The sequence below is a fragment of the Limnoglobus sp. genome, from assembly GCF_059499385.1.
This window is the reverse complement of record NZ_JCABYM010000111.1, coordinates 100,906-122,268: the sequence shown is the minus strand read 5'-3', so window position 1 is coordinate 122,268 and position 21,363 is coordinate 100,906. Positions and strand designations below refer to the sequence as shown.

The window sequence follows — 21,363 nt, the reverse complement described above, 5'->3', positions numbered from 1 at the left end:
CGTCGCCGCTCGGCAACGTGGGATGGAGCGGTGTTCAAGCGATACGCGAGCGACTGGCCGAAGCCAATCTCAGGCTGAAAGGCGAGTAGATCCGTTTAGACCTTCAGCACGCTCGATGCTGGTCGTTTTCTGGAGCCGACGAAAACATACAGCGGGCAGTAACCCAGGGCCACATTGTGGTCGGACCTATCGGGATTCTTTCCACTTGTACCCACTGTCGCGATGAGGAGCGGAGATGAGCGATGTGTCGCTGATCGAGTGGACCAACCGCACGTGGAACTTCCTGCTCGGCTGCGAGAAGATCTCGCCCGGCTGCGCCTCCTGCTACGCCTGTAAGGAGTGCCTGCGGATGGCCGGGAACCCGGTCGCGAAAATCGCCGACGCGAACCGCGGCCTCGCCTACCGGCAGGACAACGGAGTCCTCAACTGGACGGGCGAGGTGCGGCTCCTGCCCGAGCGGCTCCTGAAGCCCTTCGAGTGGACCAGGCCGTCGAAGGTGTTCGTGAACTCGCTCTCCGACCTCTTCCACAAGGACGTCCCGCTCGAGTTCATCCGGAGGGCGTTCGCCGTCATGCGGGCGGCCGACTGGCACACCTACCAGATCCTGACCAAACGCGCCGAGCGGCTCGAAGAACTCGCCCCGCACCTCGCGTGGCCGGACAACGTGTGGATGGGGGTGTCGGTCGAGAGTCAGCCCTACGCGTACCGGATCGACCACCTCCGGCGGACGGGTGCGAAGGTGAAGTTCCTGTCGGTGGAACCGCTCCTCGGCCCCGTGACGCTCGACCTTTCCGGCATCGACTGGGTCATCACGGGCGGCGAATCCGGCCCGCGGGCCAGGGAGTTCGACCCGGCCTGGGCGCTCTCGGTCAGGGACCAGTGCCGGGCGGCCGGGGTGAAGTTCTTCCACAAGCAAAACGGCGGGCGGAACAAGAAGGCGACCGGCCGCGAACTCGACGGCGAGACGTACGACGAAATGCCCGACGTCCTGCCGGCGGCTGTCCCGCCCTCCCGGGAGCGGAAGGGCGTGTCCTTGACCGTTCTGAACCAGGCGTGACGAGTGGCCCCGCGGGGGCATTTGAGGAACGAGCCGTGAAGCTACTCACCCCGAAGGAGGCGGCCGACCGGGCGAAGGTGTCGCGCTCCCTCATCTACACCTGGTGCGACGAGCGACGCCTGCCCCACATCCGGGCAGGCGCGTCGGGCAAGCGGGGCCGGATCCTCATCAAGGAGGAGGACCTCGTGGCGCTCCTCACGGAATGCCTGGTGGAGCGCCACCCGCTTCTTTCGGCGGGCGGGTCGCCCTCGTAGCGGCGTCCTTCAGGTGCTCGACCCGGCCGGAGAGCCGGTTGTAGAAGCGGTGCAGGGTGGCGGTCGTCGTGTGGCCGAGAAGAGCCGCCACGGTCGCGTCCGGCACCTGCGCCTCCAGAGCGTCGGTCGCGAAGCTCGCCCGGTACGTGTAGGCGATGACGCCTTTAAGTTCCGGGTGCTTCTCCCGGAGCCGGCGGAACCGGATGCGGACCGCGTTTCTCGTCCACGGCTTCCCGCGGGCGTTCAAGAAGAGCGGCCCCTCGGGGTGCGCCGCGGCGAGCTCCCGCGTGAGTTCGACGGCCTCGGGCGGCAGGAACACCCGGCGGGGTTTGCCCGTCTTCTTCGCCGTCTTGTGCTTCTGGAGGACCCAGAGGCCGTACTCGAAGTCGACGTCGGCGGCTGTGACGCGGGCGACTTCGCCCGGCCGGCAGCCGGTGAGGGTCATGGCGTTCACGAACCGGCGGAACGCCAGGTCGCGGATGGCCGAGAGGACGAGCGTGCGTTCGTCCGGGGTGAGGGTGCGGTCGCGGGTCAGGGCCTTCGGCTTCCGGAGGTGGGCGACGGGGTTCTTCGGGATGTGCTCTTCCTCGACCGCCCAGTTGAACGCCCGCTTCACGGCCCCGACCGCCTTGTTCGCGGACGTCGGGTTGTAGCCCTTGGCCTTGAGCCACGCCCGGACGTGCTTCTTCCGGAGCCGGGTGACGCGGAGCTTCCCCCACATCTCCCTGAACGGGAGAAGGAGGTCCCGGTACCAGCGGGCGGTCACCGCCTCGTGGTCTTCCTCGCTGTGTCTGAGAAACGCGGTGACCACGTGCCCGACGGTCGCCCAGGCGGGGGCCTTGTCGGAGGAATCTTCGAGGTGGTCGTGGAGGGCGAGTTCGCGGACGAGCTGCTCTTCGGCGAGCTTTTTTCCGGCCCGGTCGTTCGGGGCCTTGACGAGCGGGAGCTGCTGGCGGGCCCCGTCCTTCCGGACGGTCGCGTACCACCAGCCGGTTTGCTTGCGGAACCAGACCTTCTGCATGGCAGACCCTCTTGGGAGGAACCTCGGCGGTCCCGCAAGGGTCTGCCAACTGAAGACCCCCTGGTTGCAGCCAGGGGGTCTTCTCTTTTCTTCGCTCGAAGTGGTGCACTCTTTTGGTGCACCGCTTTCCGCAACTCCAGTCGGGCTGACAGGATTCGAACCTGCGACCTCTTGGTCCCGAATCAGGCGCACACAAGCCGAAAAACGCTATCGGCAAGCTACACAGGAGTTTCCGGCTTACGTAGTTTACACGGCTTCCGGGGTTTTGGCCGAAGATCGCAGCTTTTCCGCCGAGTTCTCTGCACCTGCTCTGCACGACTGTAATCGCTGGACACCAAGTACGCACACGGCGGCGTGAGACTCTGCCCGTCCCTTGGAAGGGGACCGGTTCGAGCGATCGGTAAACGACGCTTACTCCTCGGCGGCAGTCTCGTCCGGGTGGCCGAAGCAGTAGTCTCGCTTCGCACGCTCAGAAACGAACTTGCCAAGCCCCGGGTAAGGCAGTTCAGTTCGTTCCTCCCCACGATACCGAAGGCCCATTGTCCGGTCCGCCCCGTTCTCAAACGGGCCGCCTGCCGCGAGCACCAGTCCTTCCTTCAGTCGGAACGTGGGGCTGATGAACTCCCGGACCTTATCGCAGATGAAGTTCGCTGCCCGCGTCAGCTCGGCCATCAGGTCCATGACCAAGTAGACGTGGCGCTCGTGTCGTTTCAAACCCGCCTCGAACTCGTCTTCCTCCAGCCACTCTTTCGGGTTGTAGCTCCGGGTTAGCCAGAGGCGATCCTTGCCGACCTGATCGGCACCCATCCCGAAGGTGTTAATCAGGTCTTCGAGCACCCGACGGAAGTTGAGGAAAGCCTTCTCAAGCGATGGATACCGGCCCGGCCACACTCGCGCGAGGATCCAAAGCTTGAGCTGTTCCAGCCGGTCAAGCCGCTCGGCGCGCATTCTGGGACGGCCGTTGGAGAGTACACCGTAGCTCCAGTCTGCCCAGTTATCGACTTCGGCAAGCCTGACCCACTCATCGACGTAGCCGGCGTAGATCAGGTCGTCACGCTGTTTGGCAGGATCTTCTTGGCCGAAGGTCGCCTTGATAGCGGCTTCGTGCTCCTTCTTCATCTGCCGGAGCACTGCTACCGTGAATGCGTTTACCTGGTCATCTACGATCTTGTGGCATTTGTTGCAGAGAATGATGAGGTTCTCGACAAGATCCCTCTTTTCCATCGGAAGCGGGTCGTCGTAGCGGGGTCCGTCCTTCTTCTTCGAGACGATGTGCGCTTCCTCGCCGACGATGGATGGGTCGTCGGTCAGCGTCGCGTCTTCAAACACGGTCTCCTTGCAGCGGGCACAGATGCTTCCGCTTGCACCCCAAAGCAGCTTGTGCGTTTTTAGCTGGATACTCACTGTTCACCACGCATCGCAACTCGGGGCCAGCAACGTCGAAGTTTACATCGCCGGCCGCCTCTGTAAAAGTCCCCTGCCGCGCCCGATGACCGATAACCGGACTTATCGGTAACGCGGAAATCGTCCCCAGATCAGCGTCAGAGGCCCTGAGACGCCTTCGAGGCATTTCGCGGTCACTCAGCTTCGGACGGCTCAGCCTCGAACACCTCGACCCTTGTAACGGCGAAGACGACTCCGCGAACCGGCCAGACGGCGCGAATCTTCCCTTTTGGGATTGCGATCGGGTCGCGTGGCTCGATCGGGTTCGGGCTTGCCAGCAGCCACGTCCGATCGCCGGGAAATACGCGCTTGATGACGCTGCCCACCCGGTCCTCGTCGGTCTCGACGACGGCCAGGCTGCCGCGGGCGACCTGATCGAACCGACTGTCCATCTTTCTCGCCACCAGAACTACCTGCCCATCTAGTGCGAGCGGTTCGAGGCTCGTGCCCTGGACGGTGATGCCGAAATGGCCGGCGATGTTGCTCGCCTTAAAATCCTGCCTCGGCGACCACTCGTTTGCGAGCTTCCCGCTTCCCCTCCCCAGCTCCTTTCGCGGGCCGTAGCAGACGCCGTTTACCCTTCGCACCTTGCAGTCACTTTTCCGAATGCTCACCGGGGCGACCCCCGCCGACGGGTTTACGGCTTCGAGGAACCAGGCGTTTCCGGCAGACCACCCGCGACGAAGGTAGCGATTACCGGCGAGGTCGAGAACGGCGACTAAATCGCCGTCGCCGGCCTCGTCGGAGAGAAGCGCCCACTGGCCCGGCCGGGCAACGGGGCAGAGAGTATCGCTTGAGACGAGGATCGCGCCGCCCGCCGGGAAGTCAGATTCCGACGGCTCCTCGGCGAGATCGACAACGCAGCCGTGGGTCTGCGCGGCGGCGGATCCGATGATGCGAAGCCGCACCGGCTCGGCCCACGCAGCCGCCTCTTCTCCGACTCGTAGCCGATCAAACGGGATGACCGCGGCGGGAGCTGGGCCGCTCGGGACGGCCGGGGTTGCCAGCAGCGGCAGGGAGCGGCTCTTTAGCACGCGCAGCCGCTCCGCTTCGAGGCGTTCGAGTTCGTTTTTGAAGGTGACGTCTAGCTCACGCAGCTCAGCGAGGCAGTCACGAATCATCGGCTCGGTCACGTCGGCCTCGGTCAGGCTGTGTGAGCCGGGGTCGAGCACCCGAGTCACCTTCTCTTCCCTCACCCGCTTGCCGATCTTCGCCTGGTTGGCGGAGGCGAGCGGATGCGGCGCTACGAGACCCAGATACTGGTCGAGCGAGTGCCGCAAGTTGTGCGGGTTGAAGAACGCCGTCGGGCTGTAGGCGTCGAGCGTGATGACCAAATCCTCTCGATACTTCCGAAGCTCGTTCGGCACGCTGGTCGTGGCGACCGCGAGCAGCTCCTCAGCCCGGTCGAGACGGTCCCCGGGTCGGTAGGTGACCTGCTTTGACCTCGTGCGGGGGTTTAGCTCGACGAGCCGCCCGGGGTGAAAGTCGGTCTTGCAGTTGTTTAGAAACTGCCGCTGATGGGTCGCCACCACCACCTGCGTCGTGGCAAGTGCTGGCTTTAGAATGTTTGCCGACCACGCCTCGCGGTGATCGTCGTCGAGAGAAAGAATCGGGTCGTCCATCACCACGAAGCCGAGACCGCCCGGGTGCCGCTCAAGCAGAGCGAAGTAGAAGGCGAGCGCGATGGCTCTAAGCAGTCCGGCGTTTGCGATGTGCTGGCCAGGCACCTCGAACGCGCCGGCACTTAAGTAAGCCTCGACCGACTTGTCTCGCCCCTTGTTCAAGTGCAGGCGGGACGGCGAGAGGTCGGGGTTTGCGTGCGGGTAGAGCTTTCGGGTGTTCTCGATGGTCTTCTCGCGGATGTCGGTAAAGACCCGCTCGACCTCGGCTGCGGCGTACTTCCCGATGGGCTTAATCGCTTCGAGTGCCGCGTGCATCTCCTCAAGCGCGGCAAGTGCGGCAGCGGCCGTCTTGATGCCGGCCGCTTCGAGTGCTGCATCCTTAAGCCCCTCCCGCACGGCCACGACCGGCTCGACATCGGCCGCCGCATGCTTGCCGCGCGCGAGCACGGCAAGAAGCGACGAGGCTTCGCCGGCGCTCGAATTGACGAGTACGAGGAGCCTCTGCGTTACCTCGGCCAGGTGCCTGGCTGCCCACCGGGCGACCGCGATCCCTCGCCTCGCCTCCCGGAGTGCTACGAGGAAGGGCGCAGCGGCTTCGGCAAAAGCTGAGTCCGCGTCGCCTGGAATCAGCTCCGAGGCCTCGAACTCGACCGGCGACAGCGACTCCGCGATTGCCTCGATGCCAGGGGTGAAGCGTTCCGTTACGGGTGCGAGTGCCCCACCCAGTTCATCACAGATCGCCGCCCAGTCCTCGCGCAGGCAACGCGCCGGGTCCTTCGCACTTAACCCCATGACGGAGGCGGGCACGGCGAGCCGGACTTCGTCGGCGAGGTTTCGAAAGAACTCCCGTAGGTTCGAGCGCAGGTCGGCCGACGCGCCCTTTAGTCCGGCGAGCTGCGAGGCAACGTCGCTGCCCGCGATCTCCTGCTCACACACCGGACAGGATTCGTCGGTCGGCTCGAAGTGGGCCGCGGCCTGGATGAGAAGCGTTGCCTTGCTGCCGGGGACAGCTTCCCGCTTCCACCACGCCAATCGGTCGGCGATTCGAGCCTTTGCGGTCTGCTCGAACTTGCTGAGCGCCTCGCCGGCCGAGCCGACAGCGCTCGTAGCCGTGGCATTTGCGGCTTCGGAGTCTGCCACCAACAGCGAGCGGAATGCGGGAAACAGCTCGTCGGTCGCTGCTTCCAGGATGCGCACCGCGGACGTTAGCGAGTCGGCAAGTCCGGCCGGCACCGCCCGGCCTTCTGCTCCGATTTCGAGAAGGGACGCAATGGCTGCCTCAGCGTCAACGACTGCTGTTGCGGCCAGCGCCATCACCTCCCCGATTCGGGCTTCGTCCGGCGGCACTTCGCGGGTGAGGGTCGTCACCTGCTTGCGAAGTTCGAGGCCGTCACGGAGCTTGTTCGGGAATGAGGACAAGAGAGCCTGCTGCCGCTGCCGCCGGGCTGCAAGCGCTTCGCGCTCGGCGTTTGCCGCTTTCGTCAGGTTGGTTGCAAGCGTCGTTACGAGGCTGCCGAGTTCTTCAAGCGGGTCGTAGCCGAGCATCATGCTGAGCAGATGCCGGGTGTCCGGTGACGACTCAAGAGTTCTGCGGCCGAACACGGTCGCGGCGGAGACCGAAAGCTGAACGTCGAGCGGACTAATGCCGTGCTCGGAAAGCGATGGGCACGGCTTCCACGCTTTGGCGTCATCGCTCTGCTCAAGGCCATGAGCGAGGGAGCGTCGCAGGTATAACGCTCGCTTTCCGTCTTCGGTTCTGAGTTCGAGCACCGCCCAGCAATCGGGGACGGCGGCGACCGGGTCGTCGCCCTGGGGCAGCGTGTGAATTGCTGGCCAGTCACGGAGCTTTGCGACCCGCCCGGCCGCGGTCGGCGGGGCGTAGAGGGTGAAGCTTTCCGCCTCCTCGTCGCAATCCGTCACGACTCGGCCGGTCAGCACCCACCCGACGGCGGCAAGCAGACTGCTCTTACCGCTGCCGTTTGGGCCATAGATGAGCATCGGCACGCCGTCGAAAGTGAACGTGACGGTGACGCCTGGCGGGGCGATGCCGCGAATGGAGTGCGAGCGAAGCTCGTGCAGCCGCCAGCGCGGTGTAGCGACCCGCTCATCTGGCGACGGCACAAGTCGCAGTGGCGTGACTTCGTTTGGACTCGGCAGAGCGGCAGCTACCTCGGTCGCCGCAGCTCCAGCGGCGAGATAGGACACTCTTGCGGCGGTCGCCTGGTCGGCCCCCTTGCGGCGGGAGAGGTCCGCCCGAGTTTCCCAGACGACTCGAAGGAGCTGGAGAGCTTTCGGCTCCAACGGGCCGACTACGGTCTTACCAGAGGTGAGCCTGCCGCCGCGAAGTAACTCCTCGATCGCGGCGTCGGCAGGGGTTGAAGAACTTGCGGACATGCTCACCTTCTTCTGTGCTTCGCACCTGCTCGGCCACGCGGGCGGGCACTGCTGGAACAAGTATACTTTTGGTCAGAAGGAACGCCACCCGTACCGTGTTCGTGGCGGCTCAGACGCGAACGAGAGCTTCGGATTGCACACTAGGGTGTCCGCGCCCTCCCCCACGATTCGTTGAGGACACAGGGAAGTTAGCCAAGGTTCTCCGTGAATCGCCTTCGGTATGACGGATTTCCGTGCTCCAGTAAAATCGCCGGGGCACATCGGGGTCTTGTTTCTAAACTGTTTGGCCGGAAGGGTTTACATCTTGCTCTAGTCAACTCGCCGAAGGCGGAACACCAACAGGAACCGCGGAGCGAAGCGAAGCGGCCCCGACTTCCCGCCGCGAAGCGGCGGCCGGCACGACCGGAATAACCGATCATGCCGGCCCGCGTCTGCGGTCAGCCGTCCTGCTTCGGCTGAAGTCCGTGCAGAAAGGCAACGGCTCGTTCGGCGTGGGCCGCTGCCCGGAAGATCGCCCGGTTGTCGTCTTTCAGCACCGAAAGCCAGGATGCGAGGTAGGCTGCGTGATCCTCGCGCGGCTCCGGGGTGATGCCGAGATCGGCTGAGAGGAACGCCGCTCCGAGTTCCGCGACAAGTTCCTCGACGGCGTAGCCCGCATCTCCCCACTGCTTCCGCCCGAAGTCGCGGTCGAGCCTTGACGGGTGCCGGGTCCAGTGGGTCAGCTCGTGAGCGGCAGTCGAAGCGTAGCTCTCGGCGTCGTGGAAGGTCTCAAACGGCGGAAGCTGGACGTAGTTCCCTTCGAGTGCGTAATATGCCCGGCTCCCGCCGTGGCGGATGTCGGCACCGGTCGCCGCAAAGAACCGGTCGGCCTCGGCGAGCCGCTCGACTTTCTCCCTGGGCGGCGCGGCCAGGGCGTAGAAGTGCTGGGGAAGGCCTTCGACCTGACAGGCGTTAAAGACGGTGTAGTCCTTGAGGAAGTAGACATCCTGCTCGACCTCCTTGCCCTCCTCGTCAGTGCCCTTCTTGGTGAAGCTGTTCGCGTAGACGACCGGCGTCCCCTTCTCGCCCTTCTTGACGAAGCCGCCGAGTTCCTTAGCCTGGCGAAACGTCAGCCAGAGGGGGGCAGTGTATCCCCTCGCCTCGGCTTCGATCCACAGCACCAGGACGTTGATGCCCCGGTACGGCTCGCCCGAGTGACGAAGCGGCCGGGAGATTCGGCCGGCGGCGTGCTCAACGCTCCAGGGCTTGTGCCACGGGCGGACCCCGCGTTCCAAGTCGGCCACAATCTTCGACGTGACCCGCGTGTAGACATCCTGGCGGGTCTGGGTGCTCGTCTCGCTCACGGTGCTGTCCTCGTCTCTTGATGTTTCGTTGTCCAAGTGAATGCCGCGCGCATTCGCTTGGAACGAAGGCACACTTGGGAAAGGGGGGAGCGGAGTCAGGGGCGTGCGGCTTGGAGGGGACCCGTCTGCACAAGCGAGGCTCTGGGAGCGCGGAAGATGGGGAGGAGTCGAGCCGCAGGCACTTGACGCCGCGGGGGGGGCTCCCCCATTCGCCTCAAGTTAAGCCGCAGAGCTTGGGGTTGGTCAGCAGTTGCAACGTAGACGGCTGCCTCTTCCGCGGCCGGCGGGGCCGGAGCCGGCCGAGCTGCGACCGGCTCCGCCGCAGCACCCGGACGAGCTGCCGGGGCGACCGGAGGACGGCCGCCAGCTCGACGGCCACCCGGCGGATGTGCCGCACCACCCCGGCCGTGTTCGCGCTCCACAGCGGGCCGCCGTTGAGCAGCCGCACCCAGTGGTGGACCACCATCGCCAGCAGCTTGGCGTACAGCTCGCACAGCACCCGCGGCCCGCTCCGTCCGCGGGAGTGGCCGTACCCGCCGTGCGACTTCCACAGCTTGAACAGCAGCTCCACCTGCCACCGCGTCCGGTACAGCGCCCACACGTCCGCCGCCTCGTACCCGGCCAGCGGCAGGTTGGTGACGAACACCGTCCACTCGCACAGCACCAGCAGCCGGTCGGACACCGGCCGGCCCTTCTCCCGCAGCCGGCGGACCAGCCGGTCGCGGCGGAGTCGGGCGACCGGGGCCGGGCAGCGGAGGGCGAGTAGCCGGCACGGCAGCGGGGCCGCCCCGCCGATCACCACCGGGATGTCCAGGCGGTCGAGCCGGGCACGCCCGAGCAGGGCGGCGGCCTCGTAGGGGATGTCGTCGCCCACCCCGATCAGCACGTGCGGGGGCAGCCGGCTTATCCAGTACACCCCCCGGGCCGAGTCGGCCCGCAGGCGGTCGAGGTCGAAGTACCCCAGGTCGGCCAGCCGGAGTGACCCGGCCGGCAGTGGGTCGCCGGCCGGCACGGCCGACCGGTCGGGCACCCGGCCCGGGTGGACAGCCATCGCCGTCAGCCGGCCGCTGGTCAGCTCCCACCGGACGGACAGCTTGAGGGCGGCCAGCCCTTCGGTCGGCTTGGCCCCGCCGCACCCGGGCCAGGCGGGGGCCAGGTCGTCGGGCAGCGGGGTGACGGTGGCGTCCTCGACGTACACCCCGGCGAACCGGTCGAGCAGCGGGACGCGGGCCGGGCGGGCGGCCACCAGCCGGCCGACGGCCGCCCGCAGCAGCTCCCGCAGGTAGTCGGCGGCCGTGGCGTCGAGCCGCTGGCTGAGGGCCTGTGGACTGACCGCGGCATCGAGGCGGCCGGCGAGCTCCTCGACGGACGCCCCAGGGTCTTCCAGCCAGCCGAGGACGAGGGCCTGGGCGAACGCCGGCCCGGTGATCTTGCGGCGGCGGCGGACGAACCCGGTGTCCCGGGCGAGCCGGTCGGCGTCGGTGGTGAGGGTGGCCCGGAGGGCGGTGGCGACGTGGGTCAGGGTGGCGGGCATCGGGTCCGTCCGGAGGAGGCCGCGCGTCCGGCGCAACCTCATCCTAGGACCGGCGATACAGCAACCCGCCCCGTTAACTTGAGACGTATGGGGGGGCTCCCCCGGTTTTAATGGCTCGGACGGATGTTCCTGGGATCGAGAAGCGACTTGGTGGGGTCAGAATGCGGGCAGCGGAGCTGACTTCGGAATCAGACGGGGACTTTGCCCTCGGCGGTCTCCTGCTGCGGCTCGACGGTTGGCCCTTCTCGTAGCAGCGGCGGTGGCGCGTCGGGCAACTTCCTGAGTTCGGCAGGTGCGGGTCGGCGGATCTCTTCTTCCGAGACGGTTATCTCGCCGACAGGCGAGTGATAATCGACGGCCCTCAGCCGATACGTGTGAACGGGCCGAAACGGCTGGCCAGTCTCGGGGATGGTGATGACCTTACTGCTCTCGTGGACGACCCACCGCTGCCCAAACGCCGTGTCGAGCGGACCAGGCTTCTTGATTACCTGCTCTCCGAGGTTGAACAGAAGCCGGGCGTCTCGCGCCTCGGCGAAGCTCTGCCTCTGGTGGTTTCGGAAGTTCTCAACCGACCACTCGACCGGGATGAGGATGCAGGGACGCTCCTCGACAACCGCTGGGTTGTCCACTTTGTGGAACGTGCAGTCTTCGCCTCGGCCGACCGCCGAGTAGTCCTCGCCGACGCTTACCCGGCTGACCAGCATCTTCGTCAGCCGCCACCGCTCCCCAAAGCCCGATTGGTTCGGGTTGTCAAAGACGACCACGTCTCCGACCTGAGCCAGCAAGAAGGTCCGGGCAAGAAGCAGGCGGGACATGCGATAGCTCTCGTACAGAAAGCCGCACGTGATCAAAAGGCAGACGGAGTTTAGAAGTAGGCGCTTCACGTGAATTGGATGCCGGAAGCGCGCGTTCGTCTCTACTCCCCTCGCCTCGCCTACCGCCGGTTCCTCGCGCACCACTCCGCGATCGCCTCACGAAACACCTTCTTAAGCGCGACCGGAAACGCCCGTGCGGTAGGTGAGCCCCACTGTCCTCGGGGCGGAACGTCGGAGAAGTTCAGGTAGGCCCGGGAATCGTAGAGGGCGGAAACGAGGCCGTGAAACATCTCCGACGCTTTAGCGTCCTTCTGCCCGCTGTAGGACTGGATGTGGTGGAGCAGCTCATCGACCATGCGAAGCGTTTCGGGGTTCATGTTCACCTGCTTCCTCGGCGGGCTCGGCTTGAGCGGCGAAGCGGGCGTGACCGACTCCTCGACGTACTCGGCGACGTGCAGCGGCGGCGGCACACGTGTCGGGGTGGGTTGTGGACGCGGTGGAGCGATCGGCTGCTCCCGCTGGACTCGCTGAACCGGCTCAACCTGCACGTAACTCTCGTTCACCGGCGGCGATTGGTAGACGGGCTGCGGAGCGAAAGCTTGGACGTTCTGTACTGGCGGCTGAGGAGCTGCGGGCGCAGGCACCGAATCCGGAACCGGCTCCTGCTGCACTCGACGCTCAGGTCTTGTCAGCGGGACATCGTCTAGGTATTCGCCAAGCTCCACCGGCCGACTAAGCGTTTGGGCGGAGACCCCGATTTGAAAAGACGACGGGAGTCCTCTTGGACGTGGTTTAGCCACCGAATCCTACCCTCCCCTCGCCTTCGATCACTTCCTCTTCCACTTCGTCTTCAAACGGCGGAGCCTGGATGCCCCCGATGAGACGCGGCACGACCTCTCCGGCAAGTGTTAAGAACTGCTCGGCCGGTTGCTGCCCGCCGGCGTGCTCAAAAATCGTCTGGCCGTAGACGGTAGCCTCTCGGTGGCGAACACTTCGGTTGATCTTGGTCTGGAAGACGAACCCTTCCGTAAACAGCCGGACAAGCTCGGCGTGGATGTCCGAGTCGAGCTTTGCGCGGCTGTCGCAGTTTCCGAGCAGTACGCCGAGCAGTCGGATGCCCGGGTTGTAGCGCTCTTGGACTTTCTTCACGTTGTTCACCAGCGACTCAAGGCCCTTTAGGTCGTAGCCGGAGGGAAAGACCGGGATGATGAACCAGTCGGCGGCGACGAGTGCCGTGGTCATCAGGAAGCCGAGGTCGGGTGGGGTGTCGATGAGGATGATGTCGCGGACCCCGCGAAGGCTCGCCAGTGACTGCTTGAGCCGGTGGCGGTGCTCGTTCTTTACGTCGTCGGCATCGAGGTCCGAGTAGTCACCGTTTGCGATCCCTGCTTGGAGCTGTGCTTCGAGGCGGTGCGAGACGGTGCCGATTCCTTTATGCCCCGGCACGACCGTGAGTAGCCCACCGAAGCGATCGCCGAAGTCGTACTCGATCTCCCGGGCCGGCTTCTTTGCGATGTACGCGTCGGCCAGCGTAAACCGGCCGTCTGCGGTCAGTTGGTCCCGATCAATGCCGAACGTATCGGTCGCATTACACTGGGGATCGGTATCGACAACGGCGACAGAGAAGCCTTGTGCGGCAAATGCCGCAGCCAGACTTACGGTTGTCGTCGTCTTCCCGCAGCCCCCTTTCTGGTTTGCAAGGGCGATGACATGGGTTCTTGCTAGCTTCATATCGTTACAGGGTTAGTGTCATTCGGTTACACCTCGGCTCGACCCCTCAAGTGCCGTTGGCCGGACAGTCTGACGGTCCGGGCCGGCTCCTGCCGCGGCGAAGGACACCGACCGGCCTACTTCAACGCACAAAAAGTTGGACGGCGAGTGTGCCTCTATACATCCATACCCGCCGAATCCGTCTGCCGGTGGAGAGGCACACCGAGGCCCAACTTGTGTGCCTGTCTACCTCCACACCCGTCAAGGAAAAATTTCAAGCCCTGACCCGCTCGCTGCGTGTGCCTCCACACCCGAGGAGTACGGCGCAATCACGCTTTGGGATGGCCAGGTGCCGACTCCCGCATCCCGTTTAAACCGTCTGTACGGCCCGCCAAGGGCTGTTTAACGGTCACGGCGGGGCATCCCCCACCTTCTGCCGCACGCGCCTCATGGGCGCGAAGCCAGGCGACCGCGGGAGCCGTGGCAAATCAAGTGGTATCGCAGAGCTGGATAGGAAAACCGAACCGGTGTGGAGGCATACCGGCAGACCGCCGGCCGAGGCGTATGCCGGCATACCGGTATACCCCCAAGGACGAGTGTGGAGGCATACCGGCACTCCGCCGCTCATTTCGGACTTAGCACTGCGGCATATAGCCCATCTTGTACCTTGCGAGCCTGGAACGCCGGTTGCAATGTCGCCGGGAATAGTAACGTCGCTGGGGGGTGACCCCCCAGCCGCGAGGAAGGTAATGACTATCGAGTAACGATCACCCGGACCCGGAAAGTAAAAAAGCGACCTGGCAGGGTCGCTTTTTTGGGGTCACTCCGTTTCAGTTGGCAGACCGAAACAGGGCAGTAAAAAATTGTCGGATAGTTGATACGCCTCAACTCTGCCCCGATTCCATGCCACGAGTCAATTGACAAAACGGCGAGGCCCGACGGTACCCGTGTGCCTCCATACCCGCACACGGCCCGGTGCTCGTTCCTAATTGCGTAGGAGCGAAACGAAATGGCTGCGTCGTTGGCCCGGTCTGACCGGGTGAGGGGAGGCTATGTCCTTATTCCAGTTGTGGAGCTTTGCTCGGCTTGGGCCGCCTACCGAACAAGCAGGATAAAACTCTTCGACCTGCGCGTCTGGCTTGCTGCAAAGGAGATGGCCGCTCGGCGCTCCTTTAGCTCCCGAGAGCGTCGCGCCATCTACACCACCGAAGAGCTTCACCGTCTGGTCGGCGGCGTTGGAGGTCAGCACGTCCGCGCTTCGCTTCGCCGCCTCCGTGCCGCCTCGCTCGCGGTGATGACCGGGGAGTCACTCAGTTTCCCGGACAGTAAGCGAGTTTCCGATGCTCAAGAGGGAACTCCGCTCGGCTCAATGCTCGCTGCCGTCCAGCTCACGAACCGAAGCGTCCCAGTTCCCCGGCGACTTCTTCGCCTGCTCGCCCGAGAGGGGACACGAGTTGGCATCGCCACGAGACTGGCTCATCTCATCCGATGCGTCTTTCGACGACGATTCAAGCTCGTCGCCATCGGCCGGTGTGCTGCCTCGTGGGTCGCCTCCGTCTTTGGCGTCGATGAGCGGCGGGTGAAGGAAGAGCGTAAGCGGCTTCTGAAGGAAGGCTGGCTTGTCTCCGTCGAAGACCCGACCTGGGCAAGGAACCGGTGGGGTATGCGGGTCCAGGTCAATCTGGATGTCGTCTCGGAGGCGGCACCTGTACGGCCGCGAGGTTTGTCCACAAGCAAAAAAGCACCCCCGCAGCTTCCGCCCACAACCGATTTGCCACCCCCTGTATCAAACCGAAAACTCCTAACGGAGTACAAACACCAGAAACCCGCCTCCGGCAGAGCGGCTGGTGCTAGGGCAAAGCAAGAAAGGGAGGCTTCGCCCGGAAGAGAACCTACTTGGCGAGACGTGACCGAAGCGGACCTTCGAGACACCGCGCGGCTTCTCGAACTTCACCGTCAGGGAGTTCAGGCCGGCTTTGTCGAGCGTGGCGAGCATGTCCGGCTTCAGTTCGTGACCGCCGCCGAGCACGCCCGGGCAGTTGCCAAGCAAAACCCGGCCGGCCTCTTCGTCCGGCTTGTCCGCCGTCGGCTCTGGCACTTTGCAACGCAAGCCGACGAAGACCAGGCGAGGGGACGCTTGCGAGCGTTCGACGCGGTGAGGCCTGTTGACGTGCCTGGAAAGCGAACTGGCCCTGCCGGGAAGCTGGAACAACCGGAAATCTGCTGGAAGAACCTGCTCGACTTCCTCGGCTTCGAGTTTCCGGCTCCCGGCCGCGCCGCAGCCCCATAACAGCGTTTGCAGTCTTAAGCACTGCGTCCAAGCTCGGGGCGAGGATGCCCGGAGCGGTCATCGAGACGGGCGGCACCGCCCACCAAAGCCGGCCTCACCAGCCGGCGAAAGGGAGCAGCGGTCTAACCAACCGCGGCCGAGGGTGCCGACGCCCGTAGCGCCGGATGCCACGAGAGTGGCTCGTCCGGTGCGATGGACGCTGGGCTGAGTAATCCCGTCCGGTCTCACGCTCCCCTCGTATGGGAGACGATTCCGGGCGGAGTAATCCAGTCCTTCGATCCAATGCCCTTTAGAAACAGGGCGACAAGGACACGCCACCTGCCCCGGGCAGCCGGGGAGTTGGTCGTGACGAGTGAAGCGGGTGCCGTCGCCTTTAAGGCGACGTAATCCCGCCGCAGGGGGTCCGGACCACAGCCGCACGATCGATGCGGCAAATCGGGTGAAAGTCCTGTCAGGTCCGTTCAACCGCGCCGGCGTGGGGAGTTCCCGAACTGGTAACAGTCGGGATCGGGTGCATGACCTGCACTCGGGGATTCTCGGACAAACCCGGGGACCGCGAAAAGCTCAACCATGAAAGGCCCGCAAGGGCTTGCCGGTCAGTTCCGTCGGAGACGCGAGGCCGAACCGCGAAGCAGCATCGTCGGCGGGTAGGGGAGACGCTTCTAGTTTCGGTCCCCCGAAATCGAGAGGGCAACCTTTCGGAAACTGCGCCCGGGCGGGAGCCCGGGACGTGCGACGATGTGGAGAGGGGTAGCACCCTCTAGCGACGTGACCGACGGAAGGACGCTTGTCACTAACTTGGGAAGGTCCCAGGCGGCCGGGGTGGTTCCTCGGTGCCCGGCAGAAGGTCAGCCGGGTGATTAAAAGGCTTGGGACTGGGAGCGGGGGGTAAGTAGGAGCCCGCCAGAAGCGGGGCACTCTCCGGGCAAGGCAGTCCGGGCGGTGTTGGTGCGTTTTACGGGTGGTGCCGGGACGCAGACGTTCGGAGGTGACTTCGTCCGGCGGCAGTATCGCCGGGCGAGGTGGTCTTCGACCGACAACCACGACGAAAGCCCTGACGGGATTTCTTGTCTCGATGACACGCAGACTGAAGGCCGGTTTTCGGACGCGGTCAGACGAGTCGGCCGCCGGGAGGCGACCGAGTCATTCGGCAGCGAACGGACGGCGGGCTTGCCCGGCATGGAGCCGAGAGTCCGCCGGCGGTTTGTCAGGCGCTACCGCCATAACTGGGCAACTGCAACCACTGAAACTAGTGGCAGCAGCCAGGGAAGCGACAGCGCGCGATGCAAAAGGTTCTCCACCGAAGGTGGCGAACGGCTTTGGGGACGTTGTGCCGGAAACAACGTCCCACCCTTCCTCCCTTCTGAAGCAGGAGGCGAAGTCGGGCTGATCGGCGGGGGATGAAGTACCGAGCCGAAGCCACCTCCCTTCCCGGGTTCGTCCAGCAGATCGCCGTCTCGTACGTGGCCAATGAGTACTTCTTCTACGTCACCGGGTCGGTTCCTGAGAGGAAGGATCCGACCCTCGTAGACCGGAAGCTTGTGGCCCGGTACGGGATCGACGTGTCGAAGTGGACCCGGTCGAGGCGGCGAAAGACCGGCGAGGCCGGCGTTCAGTACATTCGCTTCCGCCGGCTCTTCGTGGTGATGGCCACCCACGGCCAGCACCGGTTCTTCGAAGATGAGGGGGAGCAGGTCCGGGACCTCCGCCGTGTGCCGCTGAAGGTCGAGGGGTACTCGATTAGCTACCGCGAGGGGCGGGTGCAGGTCCGGATCGAACGGGAGGAGTACGGGCAACTAAAAGACCACTTCGTAAAGATTGCTCTTCGTCGCTCGGCAGAAGCCTTGGCCGACGAGTTCGAGTCCCTGCCGTATGTTCCCTATGCCCCGGTTCGGGGGCAGCTCCTTTGCATCTGGCGGGCGGTGAACCGGGTCCGGAAGGTGGCTGGCCTTGAGTTGGTGCCCCGGTCTTCGGTGCCGGCCGAGCGGCCCATCCTCCGTCCGTTCGGACCACGCGGCTCGTAACACGGGTGTCGTCGCTGGCCAGGTATTTGCCCGTCACCGGGTTATGGACCGCCGCCCAGGGTGCCGGCTGGCTGTGTCCAGCGGGAGTGGTCTTAAGCCGCGCCGAATGTCGGAGTGTCCGGACAGTTCGGGTTGACTTCTGGGGGTGAGGTGCCGATCCTATGGGTATGGGCCGTTTCGCGCTCACCCTCTGGTTCACGCTCACGACCCTGCTCGGGCCGGGGGTGTGCTGCTGCACGGTGGCGTCTGCAAAGCCGACCGAGGCAGGCGAGCATTCGCCTACGAAGCCTGTAAAGTCCTGCTGCCGCGACAACACGCCCCCGTGCTGCCCGGACAGCCAGCACCACCCTGAGCCGGGGACACCCGCTAAGTGCCCTTGCGAGAAGGGTAAGCAGGTGACGGCCCTGCCGTCGGCTGCGACCACTTCGGACCTTTCTGCTCAACTCAAGCTGGTCGATGCCCTGTTCGTCGGCTTGCCGTCTTCGATCGCATTTGACCTGTTTGCCCCCAGCTCGACTCCAGCCGCTCAGCTCCCTTCTGCCAGTGGACCATTCGGCCGCGAGCTTCTCGCGGCGTACTCCGTGCTTCGCTGCTAGCTCACTTCTAGCGGACGCCGTGTCCTGGCGTTCCCCCTCAATCGCTTGACCACGCGCGGCGTGCTCTACGCCAGCTTCCGTTAACGCTCGGGGTCCTCGCGTCATTCGTGATGCGACCTGGCCCAGTTCGTCCTCGGTTGGTCCCTACCGCCGGCGTCATCCGCCGCGCGCTGATATCCGCAATGGAGGGCCGTCATGGTCCGCTCGCTACGCTTCGTTCCAATCGCCGCAACCCTTGCCGGTGCGACGCTGATCCTTGCCGGCTGCAACAACCCCGCTGCCCCGTCCGCCGCCGATCCGTCGAAGGCCAACACCCCCGCTGCAACGGCCCCGCCGCCGAAAACGGACGGCGAGCACGGGCACAAGCCGACCGCTCACGGGGGGATTGTCGTGCCCATCGGCAGCGACAGCTATCACGCTGAGGCCGTGTTCGAGAAGGGCGGCATTCTGCGGCTGTACACGCTCGGGCAGAACGAAGCCACTGTTCTCGAAGTCGAGGCCCAACCGCTCACGGGATACGTCAAGGCCGAGGGCGGGATGGAGTCGGAGTCGTTCGTCCTCGCCCCGAAGCCGCAGCCCGGCGACAAGTCGGGCATGACCTCGCTGTTCGTCGGCCACCTGCCGAAGGAGGTGGCCGGGAAGAAGGTCGAGGTCACGATCCCGTCGATCCGTATCGGCAACGAGCGGTTCCGAGTCGCATTCAAGTCCGTCCCCGACGCCGGCGAACACGGGATGCCGTCGAAGGTAGCCGACGACGACGAGCGGAAGCTCTACCTGACCCCCGGCGGCAAGTACACCGAGGCCGACATCCGGGCCAACGGTGGGGTGGTCGCGTCGGTGAAGTTCAAGGGGCTTAAGGCGGAACACGACCTGAAGCCGAAGGCCGGTGAGAAGATTTGCCCGGTCACACTCACGAAGGCCAACCCGAAGTTTTCGTGGGTGATCGGCGGCAAGACCTACGAGTTCTGCTGCCCGCCGTGTGTGGATGAGTTCGTGGCGCTTGCCAAAGAGAAGCCCGACGAGATCAAGGAGCCGGAGTTCTACCGCCAGAAGTGACGGTCGGGCTTCGCACCAGTATTCCCCGAGCCGGCTGTGGGCCGCCCGGCTTAGGGATGTGACGAGCGGCCCGCCACTGCACGAGGTCGAGACAATGTTGACCAAGCTGTTCGTCGGGCTGGTGTCCGTCGCCGGTCTGGCCGCGTCCGGTCTGGCGTTTACGGGGGCCAGCAAGTCCTGCTGCTACCCCGGCTCCGAGTGCTGCTTCGCCGGCTCGCCCTGCTGCACCGACTGCTGCTCGGCCGGGGCCGACTGCTGCTACCCCGGCTCCCCATGCTGCGGGGACAACGGGGCCAAGGCCGCCCCCGCCGCCTGCTGTCAGCCGGGTGCCGAGTGCTGCGACGCCGGCTTGCCGTGCTGTGACGCTGCTCCCGCGAAGGCCACCGGGGGCTGCTGCCTGCCCGCCTCGCCGTGCTGCGTGCCGGGGGCCGAGTGCTGCGAAGTCAACTGACAGTTTCCCTGCCCGGCCCGCCCGCCTGAACGGGCGGGCCGGGCTTCCCGAGTCATCAGGAGTTCATCGTCCGATGCCGAACATTAAGACCCCGCTAGCCACACTCGCGTTGCTCATCGCGTTCGTCATGACCGGGTGTAACGTCAACAAGGACAAGCCCCAGCCCGATGCCCCGGCCGGCCAGACGCAGGCCGCAAGCGGCAAGACTGACGACGTGGCCGCCGAGCGGTCCAAGCTCTCGCCCGAAGACCGTGCCCTCGTCGAGGCGCAGGAGTGGTGCGTAGTCAGCAGCGAAGAACGTCTCGGCTCGATGGGGCCGCCGCTGAAGCTCGACATCAAGGGCCAGCCGGTCTTCGTCTGCTGCAAGGGGTGTAAGCGGAAGGCTGAGGCCGATCCGGACAAGACGTTGGCGAAGGTCGAGGGGCTAAAGGCCAAAGCGAAGGCTGAACGGGACGCCAAGAAGTAACCCGACGAACCGGAGGCCGACATGCGTGCCATCGTGTGGATCGCCGTCGTCGGAGTCGTCGCAGCCCGCCCGCCCGAGCGGGCCGGTGCTAGCGAACCGACGCCCGCCGAGGTGTTCGAGAAGCGTATCGTCCCGATCTTCAAGTCGCCGAACCCGTCGAGTTGTGTGCAGTGCCACCTCGCGGGGGTTGACCTGAAGGACTACATCCTGCCGGACGCCGAGCGGACGTTTCAGAGCCTCCGGGACCAGGGGCTTATCGACCTCGCAGCACCCGAGCGGTCGAAGATCGTCTCGCTCATCGACATGGGCGGGGACGGTGCTAAGGGGCCAAACGCGGTAAACGCCAAGCTCCGCAAGGCCGAGCGAGAAGCATTCGTGGCCTGGATCGCGGCGTGCGCCGCCGACCAGAAACTTAAGGCGACCCCGAAGCTGGAGGCGAAGGACCGGGCCGGGCCGAGTCGCCCGAACGAGGTAATCCGGCATGCCCGGACGGACCGGGTGCTGGAGTCGTTTGAGCGAAACGTGTGGGCGTGGCGGTTTCGGTGCATGAACTGCCACACCGAAGGCACCCCACAAAACGACAAGCACCGCAAGGAGTACGGCGACCGGGTGGCGTGGGTGAAGAAGGCCGGGGCCGGGGACACGATGAAGTACCTGATCGCCTCGAAGCTCATCGACCCGGTGAACCCCGAGCGGAGTTTGCTCCTTAGCAAGCCGCTCGGCGAGAAGCACGAGGGTGGCACCAAGTTCGTTGTCGGGGACGACGCCTACAAGGGGTTCCGTGCCTGGATCGAGGACGTGGCCGCGATCCGCGGCGGTAAGTACGCCGCCGCTTCGGACCTCCCGCCCGCCGACGTCGGTCCCGAGCGCTTCGGCACCGACCTCTGGCTGAAGCTGACCAACTGCCCCCCTGAGTGGGGCGACAAGTTCCTACAGGTCCGCGTCTTCGCCTGGGATGCCGGGCGGAAGGCGTGGGAGAAGACACCCGTCGCCGTCTCTGATCGGATGGTCTTCGGGAAAGGGAAGCTGTGGCAGCACAACCTCACCTTGCTCGCCCCGAAGGGTTCTGACCAGGCCAAGGTGTGGCGAGCGGGTAAGCCGTCGCTGCCCGAGGGCAAGTACTTGCTCAGGGTCTACCTCGACGGCGAGAGCAAGTTGCTCAAGGACTGGAAGGCCATCCTAGACGACACCGACTTCGCAGGTCTGGTCGAGTTCCCAGCCCGGTGGCGGGAGGGGTATGGCGCGATGACCGCCGTAGACGCGGGCAAGGTTCGGAAGTGACACCCT

Annotated in this window: 16 protein-coding genes; 8 read left to right on the top strand and 8 right to left on the bottom strand. The window is 65.2% G+C overall.

Annotation, left to right across the window (positions count from 1 at the left end):
* Positions 1-235 precede the first annotated feature (235 nt).
* Together AC5JJ2_RS20310 and AC5JJ2_RS20305 are read left to right on the top strand one after the other, a co-directional pair.
* Positions 236-1,057: a DUF5131 family protein gene (locus tag AC5JJ2_RS20310; RefSeq protein ID WP_495859855.1), complete on the top strand. Its 822-nt coding sequence runs from the start codon at positions 236-238 to the stop codon at positions 1,055-1,057.
* The gene (locus tag AC5JJ2_RS20305; protein WP_495859854.1) at positions 1,054-1,311 is read left to right on the top strand and encodes a helix-turn-helix domain-containing protein; all 258 of its coding nucleotides are present in this window, start codon (positions 1,054-1,056) and stop codon (positions 1,309-1,311) included. The genes AC5JJ2_RS20310 and AC5JJ2_RS20305 overlap by 4 nt, the downstream gene beginning before the upstream one ends.
* Here the strand turns inward: AC5JJ2_RS20305 and AC5JJ2_RS20300 are convergent.
* From AC5JJ2_RS20300 to AC5JJ2_RS20265, 8 genes are all read right to left on the bottom strand, one after another.
* Complete coding sequence (locus tag AC5JJ2_RS20300; protein WP_495859853.1) at positions 1,253-2,332, bottom strand: tyrosine-type recombinase/integrase; 1,080 nt, start codon at positions 2,330-2,332, stop codon at positions 1,253-1,255. The two genes, AC5JJ2_RS20305 and AC5JJ2_RS20300, sit on opposite strands and share 59 nt — an antisense overlap.
* Before the next feature lie 411 nt (positions 2,333-2,743).
* Positions 2,744-3,661, bottom strand: a complete 918-nt coding sequence (locus tag AC5JJ2_RS20295; RefSeq protein WP_495859852.1) for a hypothetical protein — start codon at positions 3,659-3,661, stop codon at positions 2,744-2,746.
* 248 nt (positions 3,662-3,909) lie between these two features.
* Positions 3,910-7,791, bottom strand: coding sequence for an AAA family ATPase (locus AC5JJ2_RS20290; protein ID WP_495859851.1), 3,882 nt, complete (start codon positions 7,789-7,791; stop codon positions 3,910-3,912).
* Between the two features lie 437 nt (positions 7,792-8,228).
* Positions 8,229-9,134 (bottom strand): ArdC family protein, encoded by a 906-nt coding sequence (locus AC5JJ2_RS20285; RefSeq protein WP_495859850.1) that lies wholly within the window; start codon positions 9,132-9,134, stop codon positions 8,229-8,231.
* 214 nt (positions 9,135-9,348) lie between these two features.
* A complete protein-coding gene (locus AC5JJ2_RS20280) occupies positions 9,349-10,668 on the bottom strand; it encodes an IS4 family transposase (protein ID WP_495859849.1) in 1,320 nt (439 codons plus the stop codon).
* Positions 10,669-10,856: 188 nt separating this feature from the next.
* Positions 10,857-11,483: a hypothetical protein gene (locus tag AC5JJ2_RS20275; protein WP_495859848.1), complete on the bottom strand. Its 627-nt coding sequence runs from the start codon at positions 11,481-11,483 to the stop codon at positions 10,857-10,859.
* A gap of 119 nt (positions 11,484-11,602) precedes the next feature.
* A complete protein-coding gene (locus AC5JJ2_RS20270; RefSeq protein WP_495859847.1) occupies positions 11,603-11,953 on the bottom strand; it encodes a hypothetical protein in 351 nt (116 codons plus the stop codon).
* A gap of 322 nt (positions 11,954-12,275) precedes the next feature.
* Positions 12,276-13,214 (bottom strand): ParA family protein, encoded by a 939-nt coding sequence (locus tag AC5JJ2_RS20265; protein ID WP_495859846.1) that lies wholly within the window; start codon positions 13,212-13,214, stop codon positions 12,276-12,278.
* A 988-nt stretch (positions 13,215-14,202) separates the two neighbouring features.
* Between AC5JJ2_RS20265 and AC5JJ2_RS20260 the strand changes: the two genes are divergently transcribed.
* The 6 genes from AC5JJ2_RS20260 to AC5JJ2_RS20235 all read left to right on the top strand — a co-directional run bounded on the left by AC5JJ2_RS20260 (position 14,203) and on the right by AC5JJ2_RS20235 (position 21,357).
* Positions 14,203-15,483: a hypothetical protein gene (locus AC5JJ2_RS20260; protein WP_495859845.1), complete on the top strand. Its 1,281-nt coding sequence runs from the start codon at positions 14,203-14,205 to the stop codon at positions 15,481-15,483.
* Between the two features lie 1,400 nt (positions 15,484-16,883).
* Entirely contained in the window at positions 16,884-17,507 is a 624-nt protein-coding gene (locus AC5JJ2_RS20255; RefSeq protein WP_495859844.1) for a hypothetical protein, read from the top strand.
* A gap of 986 nt (positions 17,508-18,493) precedes the next feature.
* Entirely contained in the window at positions 18,494-19,159 is a 666-nt protein-coding gene (locus AC5JJ2_RS20250; protein WP_495859843.1) for a hypothetical protein, read from the top strand.
* A 94-nt stretch (positions 19,160-19,253) separates the two neighbouring features.
* Entirely contained in the window at positions 19,254-19,610 is a 357-nt protein-coding gene (locus tag AC5JJ2_RS20245) for a hypothetical protein (protein ID WP_495859842.1), read from the top strand.
* A 73-nt stretch (positions 19,611-19,683) separates the two neighbouring features.
* Positions 19,684-20,076: a hypothetical protein gene (locus tag AC5JJ2_RS20240; RefSeq protein WP_495859841.1), complete on the top strand. Its 393-nt coding sequence runs from the start codon at positions 19,684-19,686 to the stop codon at positions 20,074-20,076.
* Between the two features lie 21 nt (positions 20,077-20,097).
* Entirely contained in the window at positions 20,098-21,357 is a 1,260-nt protein-coding gene (locus AC5JJ2_RS20235; RefSeq protein WP_495859840.1) for a hypothetical protein, read from the top strand.
* Positions 21,358-21,363 lie beyond the last annotated feature (6 nt).